The organism is Stenotrophomonas sp. AGC87 (assembly GCF_057333975.1).
In genome coordinates, this window is sequence record NZ_JBHFHW010000018.1 from 6,450 (window position 1) to 26,299 (window position 19,850).

Below are 19,850 nucleotides of genomic sequence, written 5' to 3' on the forward strand. Positions count from 1 at the left end.
CCCGGGCCGCAGAGGCTGCGGCCACGGCAAACGGCAGCAGGCGCCTGAAAAGGCGCCCGTGCCTTGTAACGCGAATCTGAAGCACTCGACACCGGCGGCGCCGGCGGCCGGGCATGGCCCGGCGCTACGCCCCGCCCGTTCGGCCTGGGGCCGATGGCCGGTTACTTCTTCTTCGGCGCGATCATCATCACCATCTGCCGGCCTTCAAGGCGCGGGCGGGACTCGATCACGATGTCCTCGCCCAGATCACCTTCGATCCGGCTGGCCATCTCGCGACCCAGTTCCTGATGGCTCATTTCACGGCCACGGAAGCGGATGTTGACCTTGATCTTGTCGCCCTCTTCCAGGAAACCGCGCATCTTGCGCAGCTTGATCTGGTAATCACCTTCATCGGTGACCGGGCGGAACTTCACTTCCTTGATCTCGACCTGCTTGGTCTTCTTCTTGGCCTCGTTGGCCTTCTTCTGCGCTTCGAACTTGAACTTGCCGAAGTCCATGATCTTGCACACCGGCGGATCAGCCTGCGGCTGAATCTCGACCAGGTCCAGACCTTCGTCTTCGGCCATCGACAGCGCTTCGTCACGCGTCAACACACCAATCATTTCTCCGTCGCTGCCGATCACGCGGACGCGCGGCACCCGGATTTCCTGATTCTTGCGGTTCTGTTTGTTGTCAGGGGTACTGATATTGCAATCTCCCAGAGGAATCAAACCGGCCCATCGCGGAGCATCCGCAGGGCCGGGACTTTCTTACACGGACTGTTCTGCCTGCAACCGCTCGATGAAGGCCTGGACGGACATGCTGCCCAGATCTTCGCCAGAGCGCGTACGCACGGCCACGGCGCCATTTTCCTTCTCACGGTCGCCAACCACCAGCAGGTACGGGACCCGCTGCAGCGTATGCTCGCGAATCTTATATCCGATCTTCTCGTTGCGCAAATCGGCGTTCACGCGGAAGCCTTGATCTGCAAGGGTTTTCCGTACTTCGCTGACGTATTCAGCCTGCGCATCGGTGATATTGGCCACCACGACCTGAGTCGGAGCCAGCCAGGACGGGAAGGACCCGGCGTGGTGCTCGATCAGGATGCCGATGAACCGCTCCATCGAGCCGACGATGGCCCGGTGCAGCATGACCGGGTGCTTTTTCTGGCTGTTTTCGTCCACGTACTCGGCGCCGAGGCGGCCGGGCATCATGAAATCGACCTGCATCGTGCCCAGCTGCCAGGTACGGCCGATGGCGTCCTTGAGGTGGTACTCGATCTTCGGGCCGTAGAAGGCGCCCTCGCCCGGCAGCTCCTGCCACTCCACGCCACAGTTGCCCAGCGCCGAACGCAGCGCGGCTTCAGCCTTGTCCCAGGTGGCGTCATCGCCGAGGCGCTTTTCCGGGCGCAGCGCGATCTTGATCTGGATCTCGTCGAAACCGAAGGTCGTGTAGACCGCCAGCGCCTGCTGGTGGAAGGCCGTCACTTCGGCTTCGATCTGCGACTCGGTGCAGAACACGTGGCCGTCGTCCTGGGTGAAACCACGCACGCGCAGGATGCCGTGCAGCGCGCCGGAAGGCTCGTTGCGGTGGCACGAGCCGAACTCACCGTAGCGGATCGGCAGATCGCGGTAGCTGTGCAGGCCCTGGTTGAACACCTGGATGTGGCCCGGGCAGTTCATCGGCTTGACCGCGTAGGTGCGCTTCTCCGATTCGGTGAAGAACATGTTTTCCTGGTAGTTGTCCCAGTGGCCGGACTTCTGCCACAGCGACACATCCAGGATCTGCGGGCAGCGCACTTCGCCGTAGCCGCTGTCGCGGTACACACGGCGCATGTGCTGCTCGACCACCTGCCACAGCGCCCAGCCCTTGGGATGCCAGAACACCAGGCCCGGGGCCTCTTCCTGCAGGTGGAACAGCTCCTGCTGCTTGCCGATGCGGCGGTGATCGCGCATTTCGGCTTCTTCGATGCGCTTGATGTAGGCCTCAAGCTGCTTCTTGTCGGCCCAGGCGGTGCCGTAGATGCGCTGCAGCTGCTCGTTCTTGGCATCGCCGCGCCAGTAGGCCCCGGAAATGCGGGTCAGCTTGAAGGCCTTCAGGAAGCGCGTGTTGGGCACGTGCGGGCCGCGGCACATATCCACGTATTCCTGATGGTAGTACATGCCCATCGCCTGGATTTCCGGCGACATGTCTTCGATCAGGCGCAGCTTGTAGTCTTCGCCACGCGCCTTGAAGATCTCGATGACCTCTGCACGCGGGGTGACCTTCTTGATGACGTCGTAGTCCTGCGCGATCAGTTCGCCCATGCGCTTTTCGATGGCGGCCATGTCGTCGGGCGTGAACGGGCGCTCGGAGTAGATGTCGTAGTAGAAGCCTTCGGCGATGACCGGGCCGATCACCATCTTGACGTCCGGGTACAGCTGCTTGACCGCATGGCCGACCAGATGGGCGGCGGAGTGGCGGATGATCTCCACCCCCTCCTCGTCCTTGGCGGTGATGATGCGCAGGCTGGCATCGTGGTCGATAACGTCACTGGCATCGACCAGCACGCCATCCACGGCACCGGCGATGGTGGCCTTGGCCAGGCCGGCGCCGATGGACTGGGCGACGTCCATGACACTGACGGGGTTTTCGAATTCACGGCGGCTGCCGTCGGGGAGCGTGATCGCGATCATGAGAGTGCTTTGGTCTGGTGGCCCGCAAGGGGGCCTGGAGAATCCGGGGGCGAGGCAATAAAAAAGCGCCACGAAGGCGCCAGCGTCAGGGGCCGTCGGGGGCGTTCAGCGGCGGGCGGTGGTAGTGCTCATGTCACACGCTAGACCGGCGCAGGGCGCGGGCCACCTTGTTGCCTCGATAGAGATGCCCTGATCTTAAACCAATCCGCCGATGAATGCGCCGCTCCCGCTGCGGCCAAGCAACGGGACCGCCTGAATGCGTCCGTGTGGCGCCCACAAACCGCAATGATTACCATGCGCGGATTACTGTCCTGCCCAGGACAGGTTTGCCGATTGGATTGCCGATGATCACTGTTGCCCTGACCTCGCTCGGCTTCTGCAGCCTGGCGCTGGTCGGCTCCGCGTTTTCCGCGCTGGCGCTGTATGCCGCCTCACCGCATTGCCGCTGGCCGCGCCTGCGCCGTGCCGGCCGCCTTGGCCGGCAGATCAGCCTGGTAGCTGCGGTGGCGGCGCTGTGGCTGTGGATCGCCAATCTGGGCATCGCCACCGGCGTGGTGGTGATGCTGTGCAGCTGGATGTTGGCGGCGGTCCTGCTGCCCCTGCTTGCTGCCTGGCACCGCCCGGCACAGGTGATGCGCTGATGTGGGCACGGGCGGGCGCCGGCTTACTGGCAGGCTTCTTCGTGGCCGCCGCGGCCACCGGCCTGGTCGCCTGGCTGCCGCCGGGGCCGTGGCAGAGCGCGCTGGTACCCAGCCTGATCGCCTTCATTCCGCTGTGGATGCTGGCGGCGATCTGGGCCTTCAGCTTCCGCACCGGGCTGCGGGCGTGGGCCGTGATGAGCGCGACCGCCCTGGCCGGATTCGGCCTGTTGTGGCTGCTGCGCCTGACCGGCGCGGTGCAATGAGAGCGATACGATGAAGTTCAGTTCCCAGACCCTGCGCACCTTCACCACGCTGCATACGTGGGTCGGCCTGGTGGCCGGTTTCGCGCTGTTCGTGGCGTTCTACGCCGGTGCGCTGACCCTGTTCCACCACGATCTGCCGCTGTGGCAGACCCCGCATGCGGTGGATACCCCGGCCGCGAGCCTGGACGACGCGCAGCGCCTGCTCGAGGGGGTGCTCGAGCGCCACCCGGCCGCACGCGCCCACGTGGGCATGACCTTCCCGGGGGCGGATCACCCGCAGCCGATCGCGTATTGGCAGGATGCCCAGGGCACCTGGCTGTATGCGTGGCTGGACCACTACGACGGCAGCGTGACCCCGCCGCAGACCGGGCTGGCAGAGCTGGTCAACGAACTGCATTACAGCCTCGGCCTGCCGGTCGCCGGCACCTACCTGATGGGCATCGTCAGCCTGCTGTATGGCGTGGCCCTGCTCAGCGGGCTGGTCATCCACCTGCCCAAGCTGCTGGGCGATCTGTTCGCGCTGCGCCCGGGCCGCAACCTCAAGCAGATGTGGCAGGACGCGCACAACGTGATCGGCGTGCTCAGCCTGCCCTTCCACCTGATGTTCGCGGTCACCGGCGCGCTGCTCTGCCTGATCTTCCTGCAGATGGCGGCGCTGAATCCGCTGATCTTCGACGGCAAGCTGCTGCAGGCGGTGCCGGCGGCGATGGACACCGCCCCGGTACGCGAGCCCAGCGGCCAGCCCGGCGATGACATCAACCTGCGCATGCTTCACGCACGCGCCATCGAAGTGGCGCGCGCACAGGGCGTGGCCGATTTCGAACCGGCCTTCCTGAAGCTCGCCCATGCCGGCGATGCCAACGCCACGATCGAGATCACCGGCGAATCCGGCGGCACCTTGGGGCCGCTCGGCGCGGTCGGCTTGGATGCGGCCACCGGCCGCCTGCTGAGCAGCCAGCTGCCCGGCCAACGCGATGCCAACCACGCCACCCTCGGCGCGGCCTACGCGCTGCACTTCGGCGAGTTCGGCAATGGCGTGGTGGTGTGGCTGTACTTCCTGCTCGGCCTGGGCGGCGCCTTCCTGTTCTACTCGGGCAACCTGCTGTGGATCGAATCGCGTCGCAAACGGCGCCAGGTGGAACAGGGGCGCGCGCAGATCAACATGGCCCGGGCCACGGTGGGGGTCTGTATCGGGCTGTGCGTGGCGGTCTCGGCGAGCTTCGTGGGCGCCCAGATCCTGGAACAGGTCGCGCCGCAGGCCGTGGATCACGGCATCCGCTGGATCTGTTTCGCCACCTGGGCCGCGTGTGCGCTGTGGGCGGCACTGCGTCGCCCCGACCAGGCCGCCCGTGAGCTGCTCTGGGCGGCCGCCATCAGCACCGCACTGGTGGCGGTGGCGCACGGCGGCCTGACCGGCTACTGGCCGTGGGCGAGCGCGGCACGTGGCTACTGGCCGCTGTTCTGGGTGGATGCGGTGGCCCTCGCACTGGCATTCGGATTTGCCACGCTGGCGCGGGCGAGCCTGCGCCGCGCGCGGCATGGCGACCCGAACAGCGTCTGGAGTGCACCGCGCTGATGACCCTGGAGGCCTGCGGCGCCGGGCTTTCAGAATTCTTCAGCCACGTTTCCAGCACTTCAGACCGCGTCATGGCGTAGTCGGCCCTCATCTCGAGGAGCCTTGCCCATGCACCACTACCGACACCGACTTGCCGCCCTGGTCTTCGCCCTGGCGGCCGCCCTGCCACTGACCGCTCCCGCCGCACCCGCGGCGCTGGACAGCGCCCGGATCACCGCACTGGAGTCGGCGATCGCCAGTCAGGACATCAAACAGATCACCAGCGTGCTGCTGCTGGTGGACGGCCAGGTGGCCTACGAGGGCTACTTCAACGGTGGTACGGCGGAGACCCTCAATGACGTGCGCTCGGCCAGCAAAAGCGTGACCGCGATGCTGGTCGGCGCGGCCATCGGCGATGGGTCCCTGCCCGGCGTGCAGGCCCGTGTGTACGACTACTTTCCCGCGTTCACCGCCGGTCATTCCGTCGATCCCCGGCTGCGCGCGATGACGGTGGAAGACCTGCTCACCATGAGCACCCTGTGGGAGTGCGATGACGAGAATGCGTTCTCGGCCGGCAACGAAGAGCGCATGTACGTGACCGAGCACTGGCTGGACTTCGCGCTGTCGCTGCCGGTCAAAGGCTTCGCACCGTGGATGACCCGACCGGAAGACAGCCCGCACGGCCGCGCGCATGCCTACTGCACGGCCAATTCCTTCGTGCTCGGCGCGGTGCTGGAGCAGGCCACGAAGCGCCCCTTGGCCGACTACGCCGCGCAGGTGCTGGAGCGCCCGCTGAGCATCACCGCGAGCACGTGGAACCGCTCACCGGAGGGCATCGGCATGGGCGGCGGTGGAACGCGTTACCGCAGCCGGGACCTGGCACGGTTGGGCGAACTGGTGCTGGCCGAGGGACGCTGGCAGGGCAAGCAGCTGATCCCCACCGGCTATGTGCGGGCGATGGTGAGCGCCCAGGCCACCGCCGGTGATGGCAGCGACTACGGCTATCAGTGGTGGGGGCTGAAGCTTCCGGTCGATGGGCACGACAGCACTGTGTGGACGATGTCCGGCAACGGCGGCAACTACGTGTTCGTGATGCCGGAGAAAAAGCTGGTGGCGGTGATCACCAGCCAGGCCTACAACCGCAGCTACGCCCACCCGCAATCGCGCCGCATCCTTACCGAGTTCCTGCTGCCCGCGCTGCGCTGAGGCCCTGGAGGTCTGTTGGGCGCCCCGGGGCGGCCAGCACCTGGGCACGCTGGGCAGATACATCCGCCTCGATCGTGTCGAGCAGTCCCTGCCAGCCAGCCACACCGTGCAGCGGCGCAAACAAGGGGGTAGCGCGCAACCACGCCGCATCGCGGAAGCCGGCGTTCAGCGCGTGATGCAGGGCCGCCAGCGCGGCGGCCTCTTCGCCTTGGGCCTGCAGCAACAGTGCACGCTCCAGCGCGGTGTCGGACCAGCCATCGTCGCCCTGCCCTTTCAGCAGTTGCAGACGCTCGGCAATCCATGCCGGCGTAGGCGCTGGATCGCCGTACAGACCGGCCAGGGTCTGCCCCATCGACTGCTGTGGGCGCAGTGCCCGGCTCTGCTCGAAGGCGTCAGCAGCCCCCTTCCGATTCCCGTTCAACAGCCGCAGTTCGCCCTGCAGACGCAGCAGTTGCGGATGTGGGGTCCCACGCGCCAGCGCCTGATCTAGCGCCTGCTGCGCCTTGCCCGGCTCGCCCATCGCCAGCAGGCTGTGCGGCCAGGCAATGTTGGCGAACACATTGTCGGGATAGAGCTGGAAGTTATGTGCATGGCGGCGCGCGGCGGCATCGGTGAAACCGAGCAGCTCCAGTTCGCGCGCGACCTGCACGTCGCGGAAGCGGACACGCTCCGGAGCCCGCAGCGACAGGTTGTCCTGCAGTGCCTGCGCGAGGTGCCCGCGCTCCTGATGCAGATAGGCCAGCGAGGCGCGGGTGCGCTCGTCATCCGGGTCGCGCTGCAGGGCCTGTTGATAGTCGGCCATGGCCTGCGGCATCGCGCCGAGGCAATCGTAGGCGTAGCCCCGCGCCGCCCATCCGGTCGCATCGTCGGGCGCCATGCGGACCACCTGGCCGGCCAGCACCAATGCGTCCTGCGCGCGCTCGCGGGCGCCATTGAACAGGCAGGCATCGGCAGCCAGCGCCCGCGCAAGCCCGCGCCGCGCTGCCAACGATTCGGGGTCGATGTGCAGCGCCTGGCGGTACAACGCGATCGCGCGCTCGTTGTTGCTGGCCTGGCCGATGCCCGCGTAATACGCAGCGCGCTGCAGCACCGGATCGGCAGGCGACACCGGCGCGGTACCGGAACGGATCACGATGAACGCGGCAACCGCTGCGGCGGCTGTCACTCCCGCTGCCAGCCAGACCCAGTGTGCGCGTCGGTGTCTGCGTGTCGCGCGGGCACCCTCAGCGGTGACGGTGGCAACGGTGTCGTGCACTATCGGCTGCGGCGATGCGCACAGCTGGTAGCCACGGCCGCGCACCGAGCGCACATACCGTGGCCGTCGGCTGTCATCGCCCAAGGCCTGCCTGAGCAACTTCACCCGCTGGCTGATCGCATCCTCACCGACCACCGCCGGTGCCCACACCTGATCGGCCAGCGTGTCGAAATCGACGACGGCGTCGCCATGCGCCAGCAGACACTCCAACAGCCGCCAACTCAGCCCGTTGACCGGCAACACCTCATCGCCGCGCCGCACCTGCTGTGCGGTGCGGTCGATGTGCAGATCCAACAGGCGGACGGTCTCCATGCGGGCAAGCATAGGGCACGTGCCTGCGTCGCGGTGCCCCTTCCCGCGGGCTTACTTCGCAGCGCCCTGGAACGGCGCCACCATCGCTTTGAGCAGGCTGCCCTGCGCATCGTCGCCGGTCAGCTCCCACATGAAGACACCGCGCAGACCGCTGTCCTTGGCAAAACTCGCGCGCAGGCCGATCGAGATGGGATCCTCGAAGCTGACGAAGACCTTCTCGGTGGCGTTGTACAACCACGGGGTCTGCGCAACCGGGTGCCAGTGCCGCTGCCAGCCGGGCTGGCCGAGCATGCTGGCCTGGATCTGCCGCCAGTCGCCGGCCGGATGCGGCGCGCTGTAGCGCTGGTAGAGGCCATGATTGGCGTCGCCTTCAAGCTTGAAGCCGCGGCCGTAGAACGGCACCCCCAGCACCAGCTTCTCCTTCGGCACGCCCTGCTGCTCGTAATACGCCACCGCGCCGGCCACGCTGTTCCAGCGCTTCTGCCCGGGCGCCAGCGGATCTTCGGGCACCTCGTGCAGCGGCGCGTTGAAGGTGGACACCGCCGAAAAGCCGGTGCCCATGTCGTAGCTCATCAGGTTGATGAAATCGAGCGTACGGCCGAGTTCCTTGAGCTCATAGCTCCGTGCCGGATCATACGGACCATCGGTCTGCACGCGGCCGGCCGGCAGTGCGGCGGTGACCAGCCGATGCTGGCCGTCGGCCTTGTCCAGCGCATCAAGCTGGCGGCGGAACTCGCGCACCAGCAGGGTCATGTTGCGCCGGTCTTCCGGGCGGTCGGTGATCTCGGTCGGGCCACCATACACGGGGAACTCCCAATCAATGTCCACGCCGTCAAAGCTGCCGCGATGACGCTCGAAGAACATCGCCACGCAGGAAGACACGAAGCGCTGGCGGCTTTGTGCGGTCAGCGCCGCATCGGAGAAGCCCCCGGCGTTCCAGCCACCGATCGAGATCAGCGTGTGCAGCGTGGGATGCGCGCGCTTGAGCGTGGCCAGTGCCTTGAAGTGCGCATCGGCCTGCGGCGCGACCACGCATTGCCCTTGATCGATGGTGGCGAACGCGTAGAACAGATGGGTCAGCGTATCGGCCGGAATGTTCTCCACCGGGTAGCGCTCGGCGGAGCCGCCCGGGTAATACGCGCCGATCACCTTGGGCAACGGCTCGGCGGCGGACGCGGCCTGCGGCATGACGCTGGCGATCAGGACGGCGAGGACAGCGACGGTAGGACGGAACATGGGATCTCCCGGGTCGAAGGCGAGGCCACGTTAGCAGCGCGATAGGGTGTGCGGGCGCTTTCCGCAGTGATGTCCTGCGAATCCGTCCGGCGGACACGCCCGGCTGACCCGCGCGGGTCTGGCGACTGTCCGCAGGCCGCGCAGCGCGAGCGGGCAGGCGCCACAGATGTGTCACCCGAGGGCGTTGGCTGCGGCGCATGAACACGCAGTCTGTCCCGCGTGCCCCACTGCGCAGTGCGCGTGCACGCCTGATGGGCACAGTCATTCAACCCTGCATGGCATGACGCTGCACGGCGGTGCGGTTCAATGGGTTCGAAATGCGGGCACAAAAAAAGCGGGCCGAAGCCCGCCTTTTCTTGTCTGCGTAGGCGTGAGGACCGACAGCCCTCTCCTACCGCGAGATCGGCGTGGGCCGATTACTCGGCGGCGGGGGCGCCCTCGCCTTCTTCGACGGCCTTCATCGACAGGCGGATACGGCCCTGCTTGTCGACTTCCAGCACCTTGACCTTGACCACATCGCCTTCCTTCAGCACATCGCCGACCTTCTCGACGCGGTCGCTGGAGATCTGCGACACGTGGACCAGACCGTCCTTGCCCGGCAGGATCGTGACGAACGCACCGAAGTCCATGATCTTGGCGACCTTGCCTTCGTAGATGCGGCCCGGCTCGACGTCCGAGGTGATCTGCTCGATGCGGGCCTTGGCAGCCTGCGCAGCGATGGCGTTGACCGACGCGATGACGATGGTGCCGTCATCCTGGATGTCGATCTGGGTGCCGGTTTCCTTGGTGATGGCCTGGATGGTGGAACCACCCTTGCCGATCACTTCGCGGATCTTGTCCGGGTGGATCTTGATGGTCAGCAGGCGCGGCGCGTAGTCCGACAGCTCTTCGCGCGGGGCGGTCAGGCCGTGGGCCATTTCACCCAGGATGTGCAGACGGCCAGCCTTGGCCTGCTGCAGTGCCTGCTTCATGATCTCTTCGGTGATGCCTTCGATCTTGATGTCCATCTGCAGGGCGGAGATGCCCTCAGCGGTACCGGCCACCTTGAAGTCCATGTCGCCCAGGTGATCTTCGTCACCCAGGATGTCGGACAGGACGACGAAGCGCTCGCCTTCCTTGACCAGACCCATGGCGATACCCGCCACCGGCGACTTCACCGGCACGCCGGCGTCCATCAGGGCCAGCGAGGAACCGCAGACCGAGGCCATCGACGAGGAGCCGTTGGATTCGGTGATTTCCGAGACCACGCGGATGGTGTACGGGAAGGCTTCCAGCGACGGCATCACTGCCAGCACGCCGCGCTTGGCGAGACGGCCGTGGCCGATTTCGCGGCGCTTCGGGCCCATCATGCGGCCGGTCTCACCCACCGAGTAGGGGGGGAAGTTGTAATGGAAGAGGAAGTTTTCCTTGTACTCACCGGCGACGGCATCGATGACCTGGCCATCACGGGCGGTGCCCAGGGTGATGGTCACGATGGCCTGCGTTTCACCGCGGGTGAACAGCGAGGAGCCGTGGGTACGCGGCAGGATGCCGGTCTTCACGGCGATCGGGCGGACGGTGTCCAGCGCACGGCCGTCGATGCGGACCTTGGTGTCGAGCACCGAGTTGCGCATGGTGCTGTATTCCAGCTCGCCGAATTCCTTCGACAGCTCGGCCGGGTTCCAGCCGTCAGCGGCCACACGGCCAGCCAGCGACTCGGTCACGTCCTTCTTGATCGCCGAGATGGCGTCACGGCGCTGCAGCTTGTCGCGCACCTGGAAGGCTTCGCCCAGACGCGGGCCGATGGCTTCCTGCAGGGCGCTGATCAGGGCGTCGTTCTTGGCCGGGGCAACCCAGGTCGACGGCTTGGTGCCGGCTTCCACGGTCAGCTCGTTGATCGCGTTGATGACCTTCTGCATTTCGCGGTGACCGAAGGTCACAGCGCCCAGCATCACGTCTTCGGACAGCAGCGCGGCTTCGGATTCCACCATCAGCACGGCGTTGGCGGTACCGGCGACAACCAGCTCCAGCTCCGAATCCTTCAGTTCGGTCACGGTCGGGTTGAGGATGTACTCACCGTTCTTGTAACCCACCTTGGCGGCGGCGATCGGACCCTTGAACGGGGTACCGGCCAGCGACAGCGCAGCCGAGGCGCCGATCAGGGCAGCGATGTCACCATCGATGTCCGGGTTCAGCGACATCACCGTGGCGATGATCTGAACTTCATTCTTGTAGTCTTCCGGGAACAGCGGACGGATCGGGCGATCGATCAGGCGCGAAATCAGCGTCTCTTTTTCGGTCGCGCGGCCTTCGCGCTTGAAGAAGCCACCCGGGATACGGCCACCGGCGTAGAACTTCTCCTGGTAGTCACAGGTCAGGGGGAAGAAGTCCTGGCCCTCACGCGCGCTCTTGGCGGCAACGGCGGAGACCAGCAGCACGGTGTCGTCGAACTTGACGATGACGGCGCCACCGGCCTGACGGGCGATTTCGCCGGTCTCAAGCGTGACGGTGTGCTTGCCGTACTGGAAGGTTTTGGTGATTTTTGCCACGGGGGATGTCCTTGGATGATGCTTTCTTCGAATGGACCGCGGGCGACCCTTGCCGCCGACGGGTGACCGGTTGTCCGGCCCAGGCGTTTATTGCGGTACGACCAAAACAAAACCGCGGCGCATTCCTGCGCCGCGGTGGGGGTTCGTGCTTAGCGACGCAGGCCGAGCTTTTCGATCAGGGCCTTGTAACGCGGAGCGTCTTTCTTTTTCAGGTAGTCGAGCAGGCTGCGGCGACGGTTGACCATCTGCAGCAGACCACGACGGCTGTGGTGATCCTTCTTGTGGGTCTTGAAGTGGCCGGTCAGCAGTTCGATGCGGGCGGTCAGCAGAGCGACCTGGACTTCCGGGGAGCCGGTGTCAGCCGCGCTGCGCTTGTTGTCTTCAATGACTTTCTGGGTGTCGATCGACATATCTGTTTTCTCTTGGATGCGTGGCCCGCAGAAACGTCCCATTGACGTACCGCGCGACTCGCCGTTAACGAAAGGATGAACCCGCAGAACGCGGGAAGCCTGAAAAGGCCGCGAAATTGTAACGTCAGCGGCCGTCCGGAACAAGGACCGGGGTGGTGCCCGGCCGGGTCGCTCAGAGGTTGAACAGGCGCTGCGGGGCCAGCAGACCGGTCTCGTCGACCTGGCCCAGGCCCTGGATCGCCTCCTCCGGGCCGAAGACCACCACCCCACCCTGCGGCCAGCTGGCGTCGCGGATGCGCTGACCCACCCGGAAGCGACGGGTCTGCTCGTCGTCCAGCGTGACCCGCGGGTAATGGGCCAGACCCGCGTCCAGCGGCAGCAGCAGGGCCTCCATGCCGGCCTCATCGCCCTGCTCGGCCAAGGCGCGCAGGGTCTCCAGGGTGACCATCGGCGCCTCACGGAAGGGATCCACCCACAGCCGGCGCAGGCCGGCGATATGGGCGCCGCAGCCCAGCGTCTCGCCAAGATCGCGGGCCAGGCTGCGGATGTACGTGCCTGAACCGCAGGTCACCCGCAGCGACAGCCGGGTCGGCTGCTGCGCCAGCACCTCCAGGGCGTGGACCTCCACATCGCGCTCCGGCGCTTCGATCGCCTCGCCACGGCGGGCCTTCAGGTACAGCGGCTCGCCGCCCTGCTTGAGCGCGGAGTAGATCGGGGCGCGCTGGCGGATGCGACCGCGCAGCGGTGCCAGCGCCGCCTCCAGCTCGGCCGCACTGATGGCCGGGACCGGCCGCTCGCGCAGCACGGTGCCATCGGAGTCATCGGTATCGGTGGTCTGGCCCAGCACCACTTCGGCGTCATAGGCCTTGGCCGAGCCGAGCAGCAGGCCGGCAATCTTGGTCGCTTCACCGAAGCACAGTGGCAGCAGCCCGGTGGCCAGCGGATCCAGGCTGCCGGTGTGGCCGCCCTTCTCGGCGCGGTACAGGCGGCGGGCCACCTGCAGGGCCGCGTTGGAGCTCATGCCGGTCGGCTTGTCGAGCAGCAGGATGCCATCCAGGCGGCGGAATGAAATTCGGGGTGCCATGCATTCAATTCAAAACGGCGCCGTGTGGCGCTGCCGGTCAATCCGGCCTCCGGCGGAGCGGTCGCACTGCGACAGGCCCCGCCCCATAAGACAACAGCCCTTTCGGGCTGTTGGTCCATCAGGCTTTCTTGTCGCCTTCGTCGGCGTCTTCGCCTTCGTCCGCGTCATCTTCGCCGCCTTCATCGCCCTGCCGGCTCTTCTCAGCCGCCAGCGTATCGGGCAGATCGCGCAGGATGTTGTCGATGCGCTCGCCGCGATCCACCGAATCATCGTAGTGGAAGTGCAGCTCGGGCACGTGGCGCAGCTTCATCGCACGCGCCAGCTCCATCCGCAGCTCCCAGGCCAATTCCTTCAGGCCTTTCATGGCCTCCACCGAACGTTCGGGCATCAGCGCGGTGACGAAGATCTTGGCATGCGCCATGTCACGGGTGATTTCCACGTCGGAGACGCTCACCGAAGGCAGGCCGTGTACACGCACGGCGTTGTGCACGAGCGTCCCCAGTTCGCGGCGGATCTGGGCGGAAACACGGTCGGTTCGATGGAAGGTCTTTGGCACGGTAGGCGGACTCGTCTTGAAGGGTGATGCGTAAGCGAAAAAGCCGGACCGCGCGATGCGGTCCGGCCTGGAACATTACAGGGTGCGCGGCACTTCGATACGCTCGAAGCACTCGATCTGATCACCCGGCTTGACGTCGTTGTAAGCCTTCACGCCGATACCGCATTCGGTACCGTTGCGGACTTCTTCGACGTTCTCCTTGAAGCGACGCAGCGATTCCAGCTCGCCTTCGAAGACCACGACGCTGTCGCGCAGGACGCGGATCGGCTTGCTGCGCTTCACCGTACCTTCGATGATCATGCAGCCTGCGACCGCACCGAACTTCGAGCTGCGGAACACATCGCGGACCTGGGCGATACCGATGATCTCTTCGCGGATTTCCACGCCGAGCAGACCGGAGGCCACCTGCTTCACCTGATCGATCACGTCATAGATGATCGAGAAGTAACGCAGATCCACACCGTTGGACTCGATGATGCGACGCGCGGAGGCGTCGGCGCGCACGTTGAAGCCGATCACGGTGGCCTTGGAGGCAACCGCCGAGTTGGCGTCCGATTCGGTGATGCCGCCCACGCCGGAGTGGATCACGTTGATGCGGATGTCGTCGTTGGACAGCGCGACCAGTGCCTGGCTCAGCGCCTGCACCGAACCCTGCACGTCGGCCTTGATCACCAGGTTCAGCACCTGCTGGCCATCGCCCTTGCCCAGGGTCGCCATGATGTCTTCCATACGGCTGCCGGCGGACTGCACCAGGCGCGATTCACGGCGCTTGGTTTCGCGCTGCTGCGCAACGTCCTTGGCCAGACGCTCGTCTTCAACCACGACGAAGTCATCACCGGCATCCGGCACGCCGGACAGACCCAGCACCTGCACTGGAATCGACGGACCAGCCTGGTCGGGCTGTGCGCCGGTTTCGTCGAACAGCGCGCGCACGCGGCCGTACTGGATACCGCAGACCAGGTAATCGCCCTTCTTCAGCGAACCCTGCTGCACCAGCACGGTGGCGATCGGGCCACGGCCCTTGTCCAGCGAGGACTCGATGACCACGCCACTGGCGCGACCGTCGGCCACGGCCTTCAGTTCCAGCAGTTCGGCCTGGATCGAGATCGCATCCAGCAGGTCGTCGATGCCCAGACCCGCCTTGGCCGAGATCTCGACCATCTGCACGTCACCACCGAAATCTTCGGAGACGACCTGCTCGGTGAGCAGCTCGTTCTTGACGCGCATCGGATCGGCGCCGGACTTGTCGATCTTGTTGATCGCCACGATCAGCGGCACACCCGCCGAACGGGCGTGCTGGATGGCTTCCTTGGTCTGCGGCATGACGCCGTCATCGGCCGCCACCACCAGCACCACGATGTCGGTCAGCTTGGCACCGCGGGCACGCATGGACGTAAACGCCGCGTGGCCCGGGGTATCCAGGAAGCTGATCACGCCCTTCGGCGTTTCAACGTGGTACGCACCGATGTGCTGGGTGATGCCACCGGCTTCGCCCGTGGCGACCTTGGTGCGGCGGATGTAATCCAGCAGCGAGGTCTTGCCGTGGTCGACGTGGCCCATGATGGTGACCACCGGCGGACGTGCCACCGGCTCGCCCTGGTTGCCACCGGCCAGCGCCAGCAGCGCGTCTTCGGCGTCGTTGGTGTTGGCACGGATCACGTTGTGGCCGAGTTCTTCGGTCACCAGCGCGGCAGTGTCGTGGTCGATGGTCTGGGTGATGGTCGCCATGACGCCCATCTTGAACAGCGCCTTGACCACATCGCCGCCCTTGACGGCCAGCTTCTGGGCCAGATCGGCGACGGTGATGGTGTCGCCGATGGTGACGTCACGCACGATCGGAGCGACCGGACGTTCGAACCCATGGGCACCACCGCCGCTGCGCGACTGGTTGCTGTCACGGCGGCTGCCGTGCTGCACGCGCCCGGTCGGACGACCGCGCGAGTTGCTGTTGTTGCCGCGGCGGGCACGATCGGCGGCCGACAGATGCAGCTGACCGGCGAAGCGGTTGCCACCATCGTCGTCGCGCTTGGCGCCCGGACGGTTGTTGTTGTTCGAGTTGCGATCGTCCGAACGCGGTGCCGGACGGGCAGCCGACGGTGCAGCCGGGCGCGCGTTGCGGGCCGGTGCATCGGCGGCAGCCGGCTTGGCCGCAGCCGGGGCCGGGGCCGGCGGTGCGTTCTTGGCCGCTTCAGCAGCGGCTTCGGCTGCCTTGCGCTCGGCTTCGGCACGTTCCTTGGCGTCGATTTCTTCCTGACGCTTGCGGGCGATTTCTTCGTCGCGCGCACGGTCCTTCTCGGCCAGTGCGCGCTGCTCGTCCAGATTGCGCTGGCGGGATTCCTCCAGCTTGCGCAGGATGTCGGCGCGCTCCTCATCCGCGGTCATCGGCTTGCCGCTGGCGTCCTTCATGTAGGTACGCTTCTGGCGCACTTCCACGTTGACGGTCGTCTTGCTGCGGCCGGCGCTGACGGTCACTTCCTGCAACTTGCGACGGTTCAGGGTGATCTTCTTGGCGGCTTCGTCGGTGCTCTCGACGGGCTGCTCGGTCTTGCCGTGCGAGCGACGAAGGAAGCCCAGGAGCTTCACCTTTTCGGTACTGGTCACGACCTGGTCGGGACCGCTGAACTTCATGCCGGCTTCGGCAAGTTGTACGAGCAGTTTATCGACCGGGGTGTTGACCAGTTCGGCAAGCTTGCGGATGGTGGTTTGCTGCGACATTCGGATCCTATGATCTGGTTGGCGCTCCCTCGAAACGTGCGAAGGCAGCGCGGAGTCTAAGCCCTGAGCGGGTCAGGGCACTGTTCATCGCTGGCTCATTCGCCGCGCTCCAGGCGGGCGATCTCCTCGGCTCGGGCGGCAAGGATCAGGGCGGCGGCGCGCTCCTGGTCCATGTCCTCGATGCCGAACTCGAGGATCTCGTCGGCGGCCAGGTCCGACAGGTCCTCACTGGTACGCACGCCGTGACCGGCCAGGGCGTAGGCAGTTGCCTCGTCCATGCCTTCCAGGGCGAGCAGGTCTTCCGACGGCGAGCCGTCTTCCAGACCTTCTTCCACCGCCAGCGCTTCGTTGAGCAGCGCATCGCGGGCACGGGCACGCAGCTCTTCGACGATGTCTTCGTCGAAGCCTTCCACGGCCAGCAGTTCGCCGACCGGGACGTAGGCGATTTCTTCCACGGTGTTGAAGCCTTCGGTCACCAGGATGGCGGCGATTTCTTCATCCACTTCCAGCTTGTCCATGAACAGCTGACGGGCAACGCCCTGCTCTGCCTCGGACTTGGCGGTCACCTGGTCCTGGGTCATCACATTGAGCTGCCAACCGGTCAGGCGGCTGGCAAGACGGACGTTCTGGCCGCCCTTGCCGATCGCCTGGGCCAGGCGCTCTTCCGCCACGGCCAGGTCCATCGAGTGCTTTTCTTCATCGACGATGATCGACTGCACTTCCGCCGGCGCCATCGCGTTGATGACGAAGTTCGCGGGGTTCTCGTTCCACAGCACGATGTCCACGCGCTCGCCATTGAGCTCGTTGGACACGGCCTGCACGCGCGAACCGCGCATGCCGATGCAGGCACCGATCGGATCGGTACGCGAATCGTGGGCCAGCACGGCGATCTTGGCGCGGTCGCCCGGATCACGTGCACAGGCCTTGATCTCGACCAGGCCCTGGCCGACTTCCGGCACTTCGAGCTTGAACAGTTCGATCATGAATTCCGGGGCGGCGCGGCTGATGAACAGCTGCGGGCCACGCGGTTCCGAACGGACTTCGGCCAGGTAACCGCGCACGCGGTCGCCAGCGCGCAGTACGTCGCGCGGAATGCCTTTGTCCTTCGGAATGAAGGCCTCGGCGTTGCCGCCCAGGTCCACATAGATGTTGCCGCGCTCGGCGCGCTTGACCACACCGGTGACCAGTTCGCCGACACGATCCTTCCACGCATCGACCACCTGCTGACGCTCGGCCTCGCGCACGCGCTGGACGATCACCTGCTTGGCGGCCTGTGCGGCGATACGGCCGAAGTCCGGGTTTTCGATCTGCTCTTCGATGAAATCGCCGACTTCCACGCCGTCGGCTTCATCGATGGCGTCCATCAGACGGATCTGGCGGTCCGGGGACTCCATGACCACGTCATCGGCCACCACTTCCCAGCGGCGGAAGGTTTCGTAGTTGCCGTCCTTGTGGTCGATCGACACACGGGCCAGCACTTCTTCTTCCGGGTAACGCTTTTTGGCAGCCGAAGCCAACGCTGCCTCGATGGCATCGAAGATGACTTCGCGCGGGACGCCTTTTTCGTTGGCGACCGCATCCACTACCAGCAAAAGTTCCTTGCTCATTGGCTCACTCCGCGCGCGGCTTTTTGGCCGCCGGCTCGTTGGATGGTTTCTTGTTCGCCTTGCCACCCTGTTTGGGTGCCGGGCCAGTCGGTTTGGTCGGAGCCAGGCCGAGGGCGGCCCAGTCCGGCATGATGCGCGCCTTGTCGATGTTCTCGATGTCGGCGGTAAACGGGGCATTGTCGACCTTGAAGGTGACCGTGCCTTGTTCGATATCCACGGCGAGGATCTCGCCCTGCAGACGGCGGCGGCCATCCTGCGGCAGGCTCAGCGTCACCTTGGCCGATTCGCCGATGGCGCGCTCGAACTGGTCGCCGGTGAACAGCGGGCGGTCCACGCCCGGTGAAGACACTTCCAGCGTGTAGTTCGCCGTGATCGGGTCTTCGACGTCCAGCTGGGCAGACACTTCGCGGCTGACACGTTCGCAGTCGTCGATGTTGACGATGCGCTCGGGCTGTTCGGCCAGCGGCACGTCGATGTACAGGCGCAGCGTGGCACCACCCGGGGCGGTCAGATATTCCACGCCCAGCAGCTCGAGACCCAGCGACTGAACGGTGGGGGCGAGCAGATTCGCGATTTCGGTTGCCTTGTCGCTCACAGTCGGCCTTGATTCGTTGAAAAGAAATACGGGTCTGGTCCGTTGCATGGACCACCTTCCGGAAACAACAAAGGGCCCGTTGGGCCCCTGTCCGGTACAACTCCGGTCATGCTGGATTCCGGTGCAGATGCGCACGTGGTGCGTTCCTGCGAGCCCAGCGTTCCGGGGGTCACGGCGGCCTGGGTACAGGTTGCCGTTCCTGGAAGCCGGTTGCGGGGCCTGTTCATTTCCGTTGACAGGAGATGAGTAGACAGTCCGCTAAGCCACTGATGATAGCCGTTGCACCGCGCTGGTGCAATGGTTGGGGTGGCTTCTGGCCCCTCTATTCGGAAAGCTGAACGGCAAAAGCCGTTGTTTCATCCTTCGGCGCGGGCATCGGTATGGGCAGGTCCGCGGGACGCGCCGTGAACCCGTCCATGGGGGCTCATGGGCGACATCCATGTCGCCCCAATGGTCCCGCCAACCTGCCCACACCGCTGCCTACGGAAATGGCCGGGCAGTCACTGAAGTCACAAGCAAAGGCGGGGCAACATCTCAGGCGACGACTTGTCATTGACGCTGACAGCCTGTCGATCGCCGCCGCCGCCATCGCCCCGCTCCGCCGACCTTCCACTGTCACGTCGCGCTGCCGCGTCGCCGATGCCGATGCCGATGCCACAACGAAAAAAGCGACCTCGTTGCCGAGATCGCCTTTTCGTCTACTGCATCTGCACTGCAGATTTTCTGTGGTAGCGGGGGCAGGATTTGAACCTGCGACCTTCGGGTTATGAGCCCGACGAGCTGCCAGACTGCTCCACCCCGCAGCAGAAGCGGAATTGTAAGGGAGTTTGAGCTCCCGTGCAACCCCTTTGAAACATCGGCTGTGCCACAGCCCTTGAGCCAAAGCCAAAGCCAAACAACCAAGGCGAGCCAGACCCTGGAACGAAAAAAGCGACACCGTCTCCGGTATCGCTTGATTCGTCCACTGCCTCCGGTTTGCACCGGAGCTATATGGTAGCGGGGGCAGGATTTGAACCTGCGACCTTCGGGTTATGAGCCCGACGAGCTGCCAGACTGCTCCACCCCGCAGCAGAAGCGGAATTGTAAGGGAGTTTGAGCTCCCGTGCAACCCCTTTGAAACATCGGCTGTGCCACAGCCCTTGAGCCAAAGCCAAAGCCAAACAACCAAGGCGAGCCAGACCCTGGAACGAAAAAAGCGACACCGTCTCCGGTATCGCTTGATTCGTCCACTGC

At 65.5% G+C, this 19,850-nt stretch carries 15 protein-coding genes and 2 tRNA genes; 4 read left to right on the forward strand and 13 right to left on the reverse strand.

Annotated features, from left to right (window positions below):
- Window positions 1–161: 161 nt before the first annotated feature.
- Window positions 162–701: a translation initiation factor IF-3 gene (gene infC / locus ACE026_RS07470; protein WP_172838068.1), complete on the reverse strand. Its 540-nt coding sequence runs from the start codon at window positions 699–701 to the stop codon at window positions 162–164.
- Window positions 702–749: 48 nt separating this feature from the next.
- Window positions 750–2,654: a threonine--tRNA ligase gene (gene thrS, locus ACE026_RS07475; RefSeq protein WP_486038566.1), complete on the reverse strand. Its 1,905-nt coding sequence runs from the start codon at window positions 2,652–2,654 to the stop codon at window positions 750–752.
- A 344-nt stretch (window positions 2,655–2,998) separates the two neighbouring features.
- Between thrS and ACE026_RS07480 the strand changes: the two genes are divergently transcribed.
- The 4 genes from ACE026_RS07480 (at window position 2,999) to ACE026_RS07495 (ending at window position 6,319) form a co-directional block, all read left to right on the forward strand.
- Entirely contained in the window at window positions 2,999–3,295 is a 297-nt protein-coding gene (locus ACE026_RS07480) for a hypothetical protein (RefSeq protein WP_123730650.1), read from the forward strand.
- Window positions 3,295–3,558, forward strand: coding sequence for a hypothetical protein (locus tag ACE026_RS07485; protein WP_123730649.1), 264 nt, complete (start codon window positions 3,295–3,297; stop codon window positions 3,556–3,558). The genes ACE026_RS07480 and ACE026_RS07485 overlap by 1 nt, the downstream gene beginning before the upstream one ends.
- Window positions 3,559–3,568: 10 nt before the next feature.
- A complete protein-coding gene (locus ACE026_RS07490) occupies window positions 3,569–5,134 on the forward strand; it encodes a PepSY-associated TM helix domain-containing protein (protein ID WP_486038567.1) in 1,566 nt (521 codons plus the stop codon).
- Window positions 5,135–5,242: 108 nt separating this feature from the next.
- The gene (locus ACE026_RS07495; protein ID WP_486038568.1) at window positions 5,243–6,319 is read left to right on the forward strand and encodes a serine hydrolase domain-containing protein; all 1,077 of its coding nucleotides are present in this window, start codon (window positions 5,243–5,245) and stop codon (window positions 6,317–6,319) included.
- Here ACE026_RS07495 and ACE026_RS07500 read toward each other — a convergent pair.
- The 11 genes from ACE026_RS07500 to ACE026_RS07550 all read right to left on the reverse strand — a co-directional run bounded on the left by ACE026_RS07500 (window position 6,288) and on the right by ACE026_RS07550 (window position 19,685).
- The gene (locus tag ACE026_RS07500; RefSeq protein ID WP_486038569.1) at window positions 6,288–7,886 is read right to left on the reverse strand and encodes a winged helix-turn-helix domain-containing protein; all 1,599 of its coding nucleotides are present in this window, start codon (window positions 7,884–7,886) and stop codon (window positions 6,288–6,290) included. The genes ACE026_RS07495 and ACE026_RS07500 overlap by 32 nt on opposite strands.
- Window positions 7,887–7,937: 51 nt before the next feature.
- Window positions 7,938–9,122, reverse strand: coding sequence for a glycoside hydrolase family 18 protein (locus tag ACE026_RS07505; RefSeq protein ID WP_486038570.1), 1,185 nt, complete (start codon window positions 9,120–9,122; stop codon window positions 7,938–7,940).
- Window positions 9,123–9,538: 416 nt separating this feature from the next.
- The gene (gene pnp / locus ACE026_RS07510; protein ID WP_486038571.1) at window positions 9,539–11,650 is read right to left on the reverse strand and encodes a polyribonucleotide nucleotidyltransferase; all 2,112 of its coding nucleotides are present in this window, start codon (window positions 11,648–11,650) and stop codon (window positions 9,539–9,541) included.
- Window positions 11,651–11,799: 149 nt separating this feature from the next.
- Complete coding sequence (rpsO, locus tag ACE026_RS07515) at window positions 11,800–12,060, reverse strand: 30S ribosomal protein S15 (protein ID WP_038687260.1); 261 nt, start codon at window positions 12,058–12,060, stop codon at window positions 11,800–11,802.
- Between the two features lie 172 nt (window positions 12,061–12,232).
- A complete protein-coding gene (gene truB / locus ACE026_RS07520; RefSeq protein ID WP_486038572.1) occupies window positions 12,233–13,144 on the reverse strand; it encodes a tRNA pseudouridine(55) synthase TruB in 912 nt (303 codons plus the stop codon).
- A gap of 118 nt (window positions 13,145–13,262) precedes the next feature.
- The gene (gene rbfA, locus ACE026_RS07525; RefSeq protein ID WP_265308453.1) at window positions 13,263–13,700 is read right to left on the reverse strand and encodes a 30S ribosome-binding factor RbfA; all 438 of its coding nucleotides are present in this window, start codon (window positions 13,698–13,700) and stop codon (window positions 13,263–13,265) included.
- Window positions 13,701–13,775: 75 nt separating this feature from the next.
- Window positions 13,776–16,415, reverse strand: coding sequence for a translation initiation factor IF-2 (infB, locus tag ACE026_RS07530; protein WP_486038573.1), 2,640 nt, complete (start codon window positions 16,413–16,415; stop codon window positions 13,776–13,778).
- A gap of 95 nt (window positions 16,416–16,510) precedes the next feature.
- Window positions 16,511–18,022, reverse strand: coding sequence for a transcription termination factor NusA (gene nusA, locus ACE026_RS07535; RefSeq protein ID WP_019182690.1), 1,512 nt, complete (start codon window positions 18,020–18,022; stop codon window positions 16,511–16,513).
- A gap of 4 nt (window positions 18,023–18,026) precedes the next feature.
- Window positions 18,027–18,617, reverse strand: coding sequence for a ribosome maturation factor RimP (gene rimP, locus ACE026_RS07540; protein WP_313208968.1), 591 nt, complete (start codon window positions 18,615–18,617; stop codon window positions 18,027–18,029).
- 726 nt (window positions 18,618–19,343) lie between these two features.
- Window positions 19,344–19,420 (reverse strand) — tRNA-Met (locus ACE026_RS07545).
- A gap of 188 nt (window positions 19,421–19,608) precedes the next feature.
- Window positions 19,609–19,685 (reverse strand) — tRNA-Met (locus ACE026_RS07550).
- Between the last annotated feature and the right edge of the window lie 165 nt (window positions 19,686–19,850).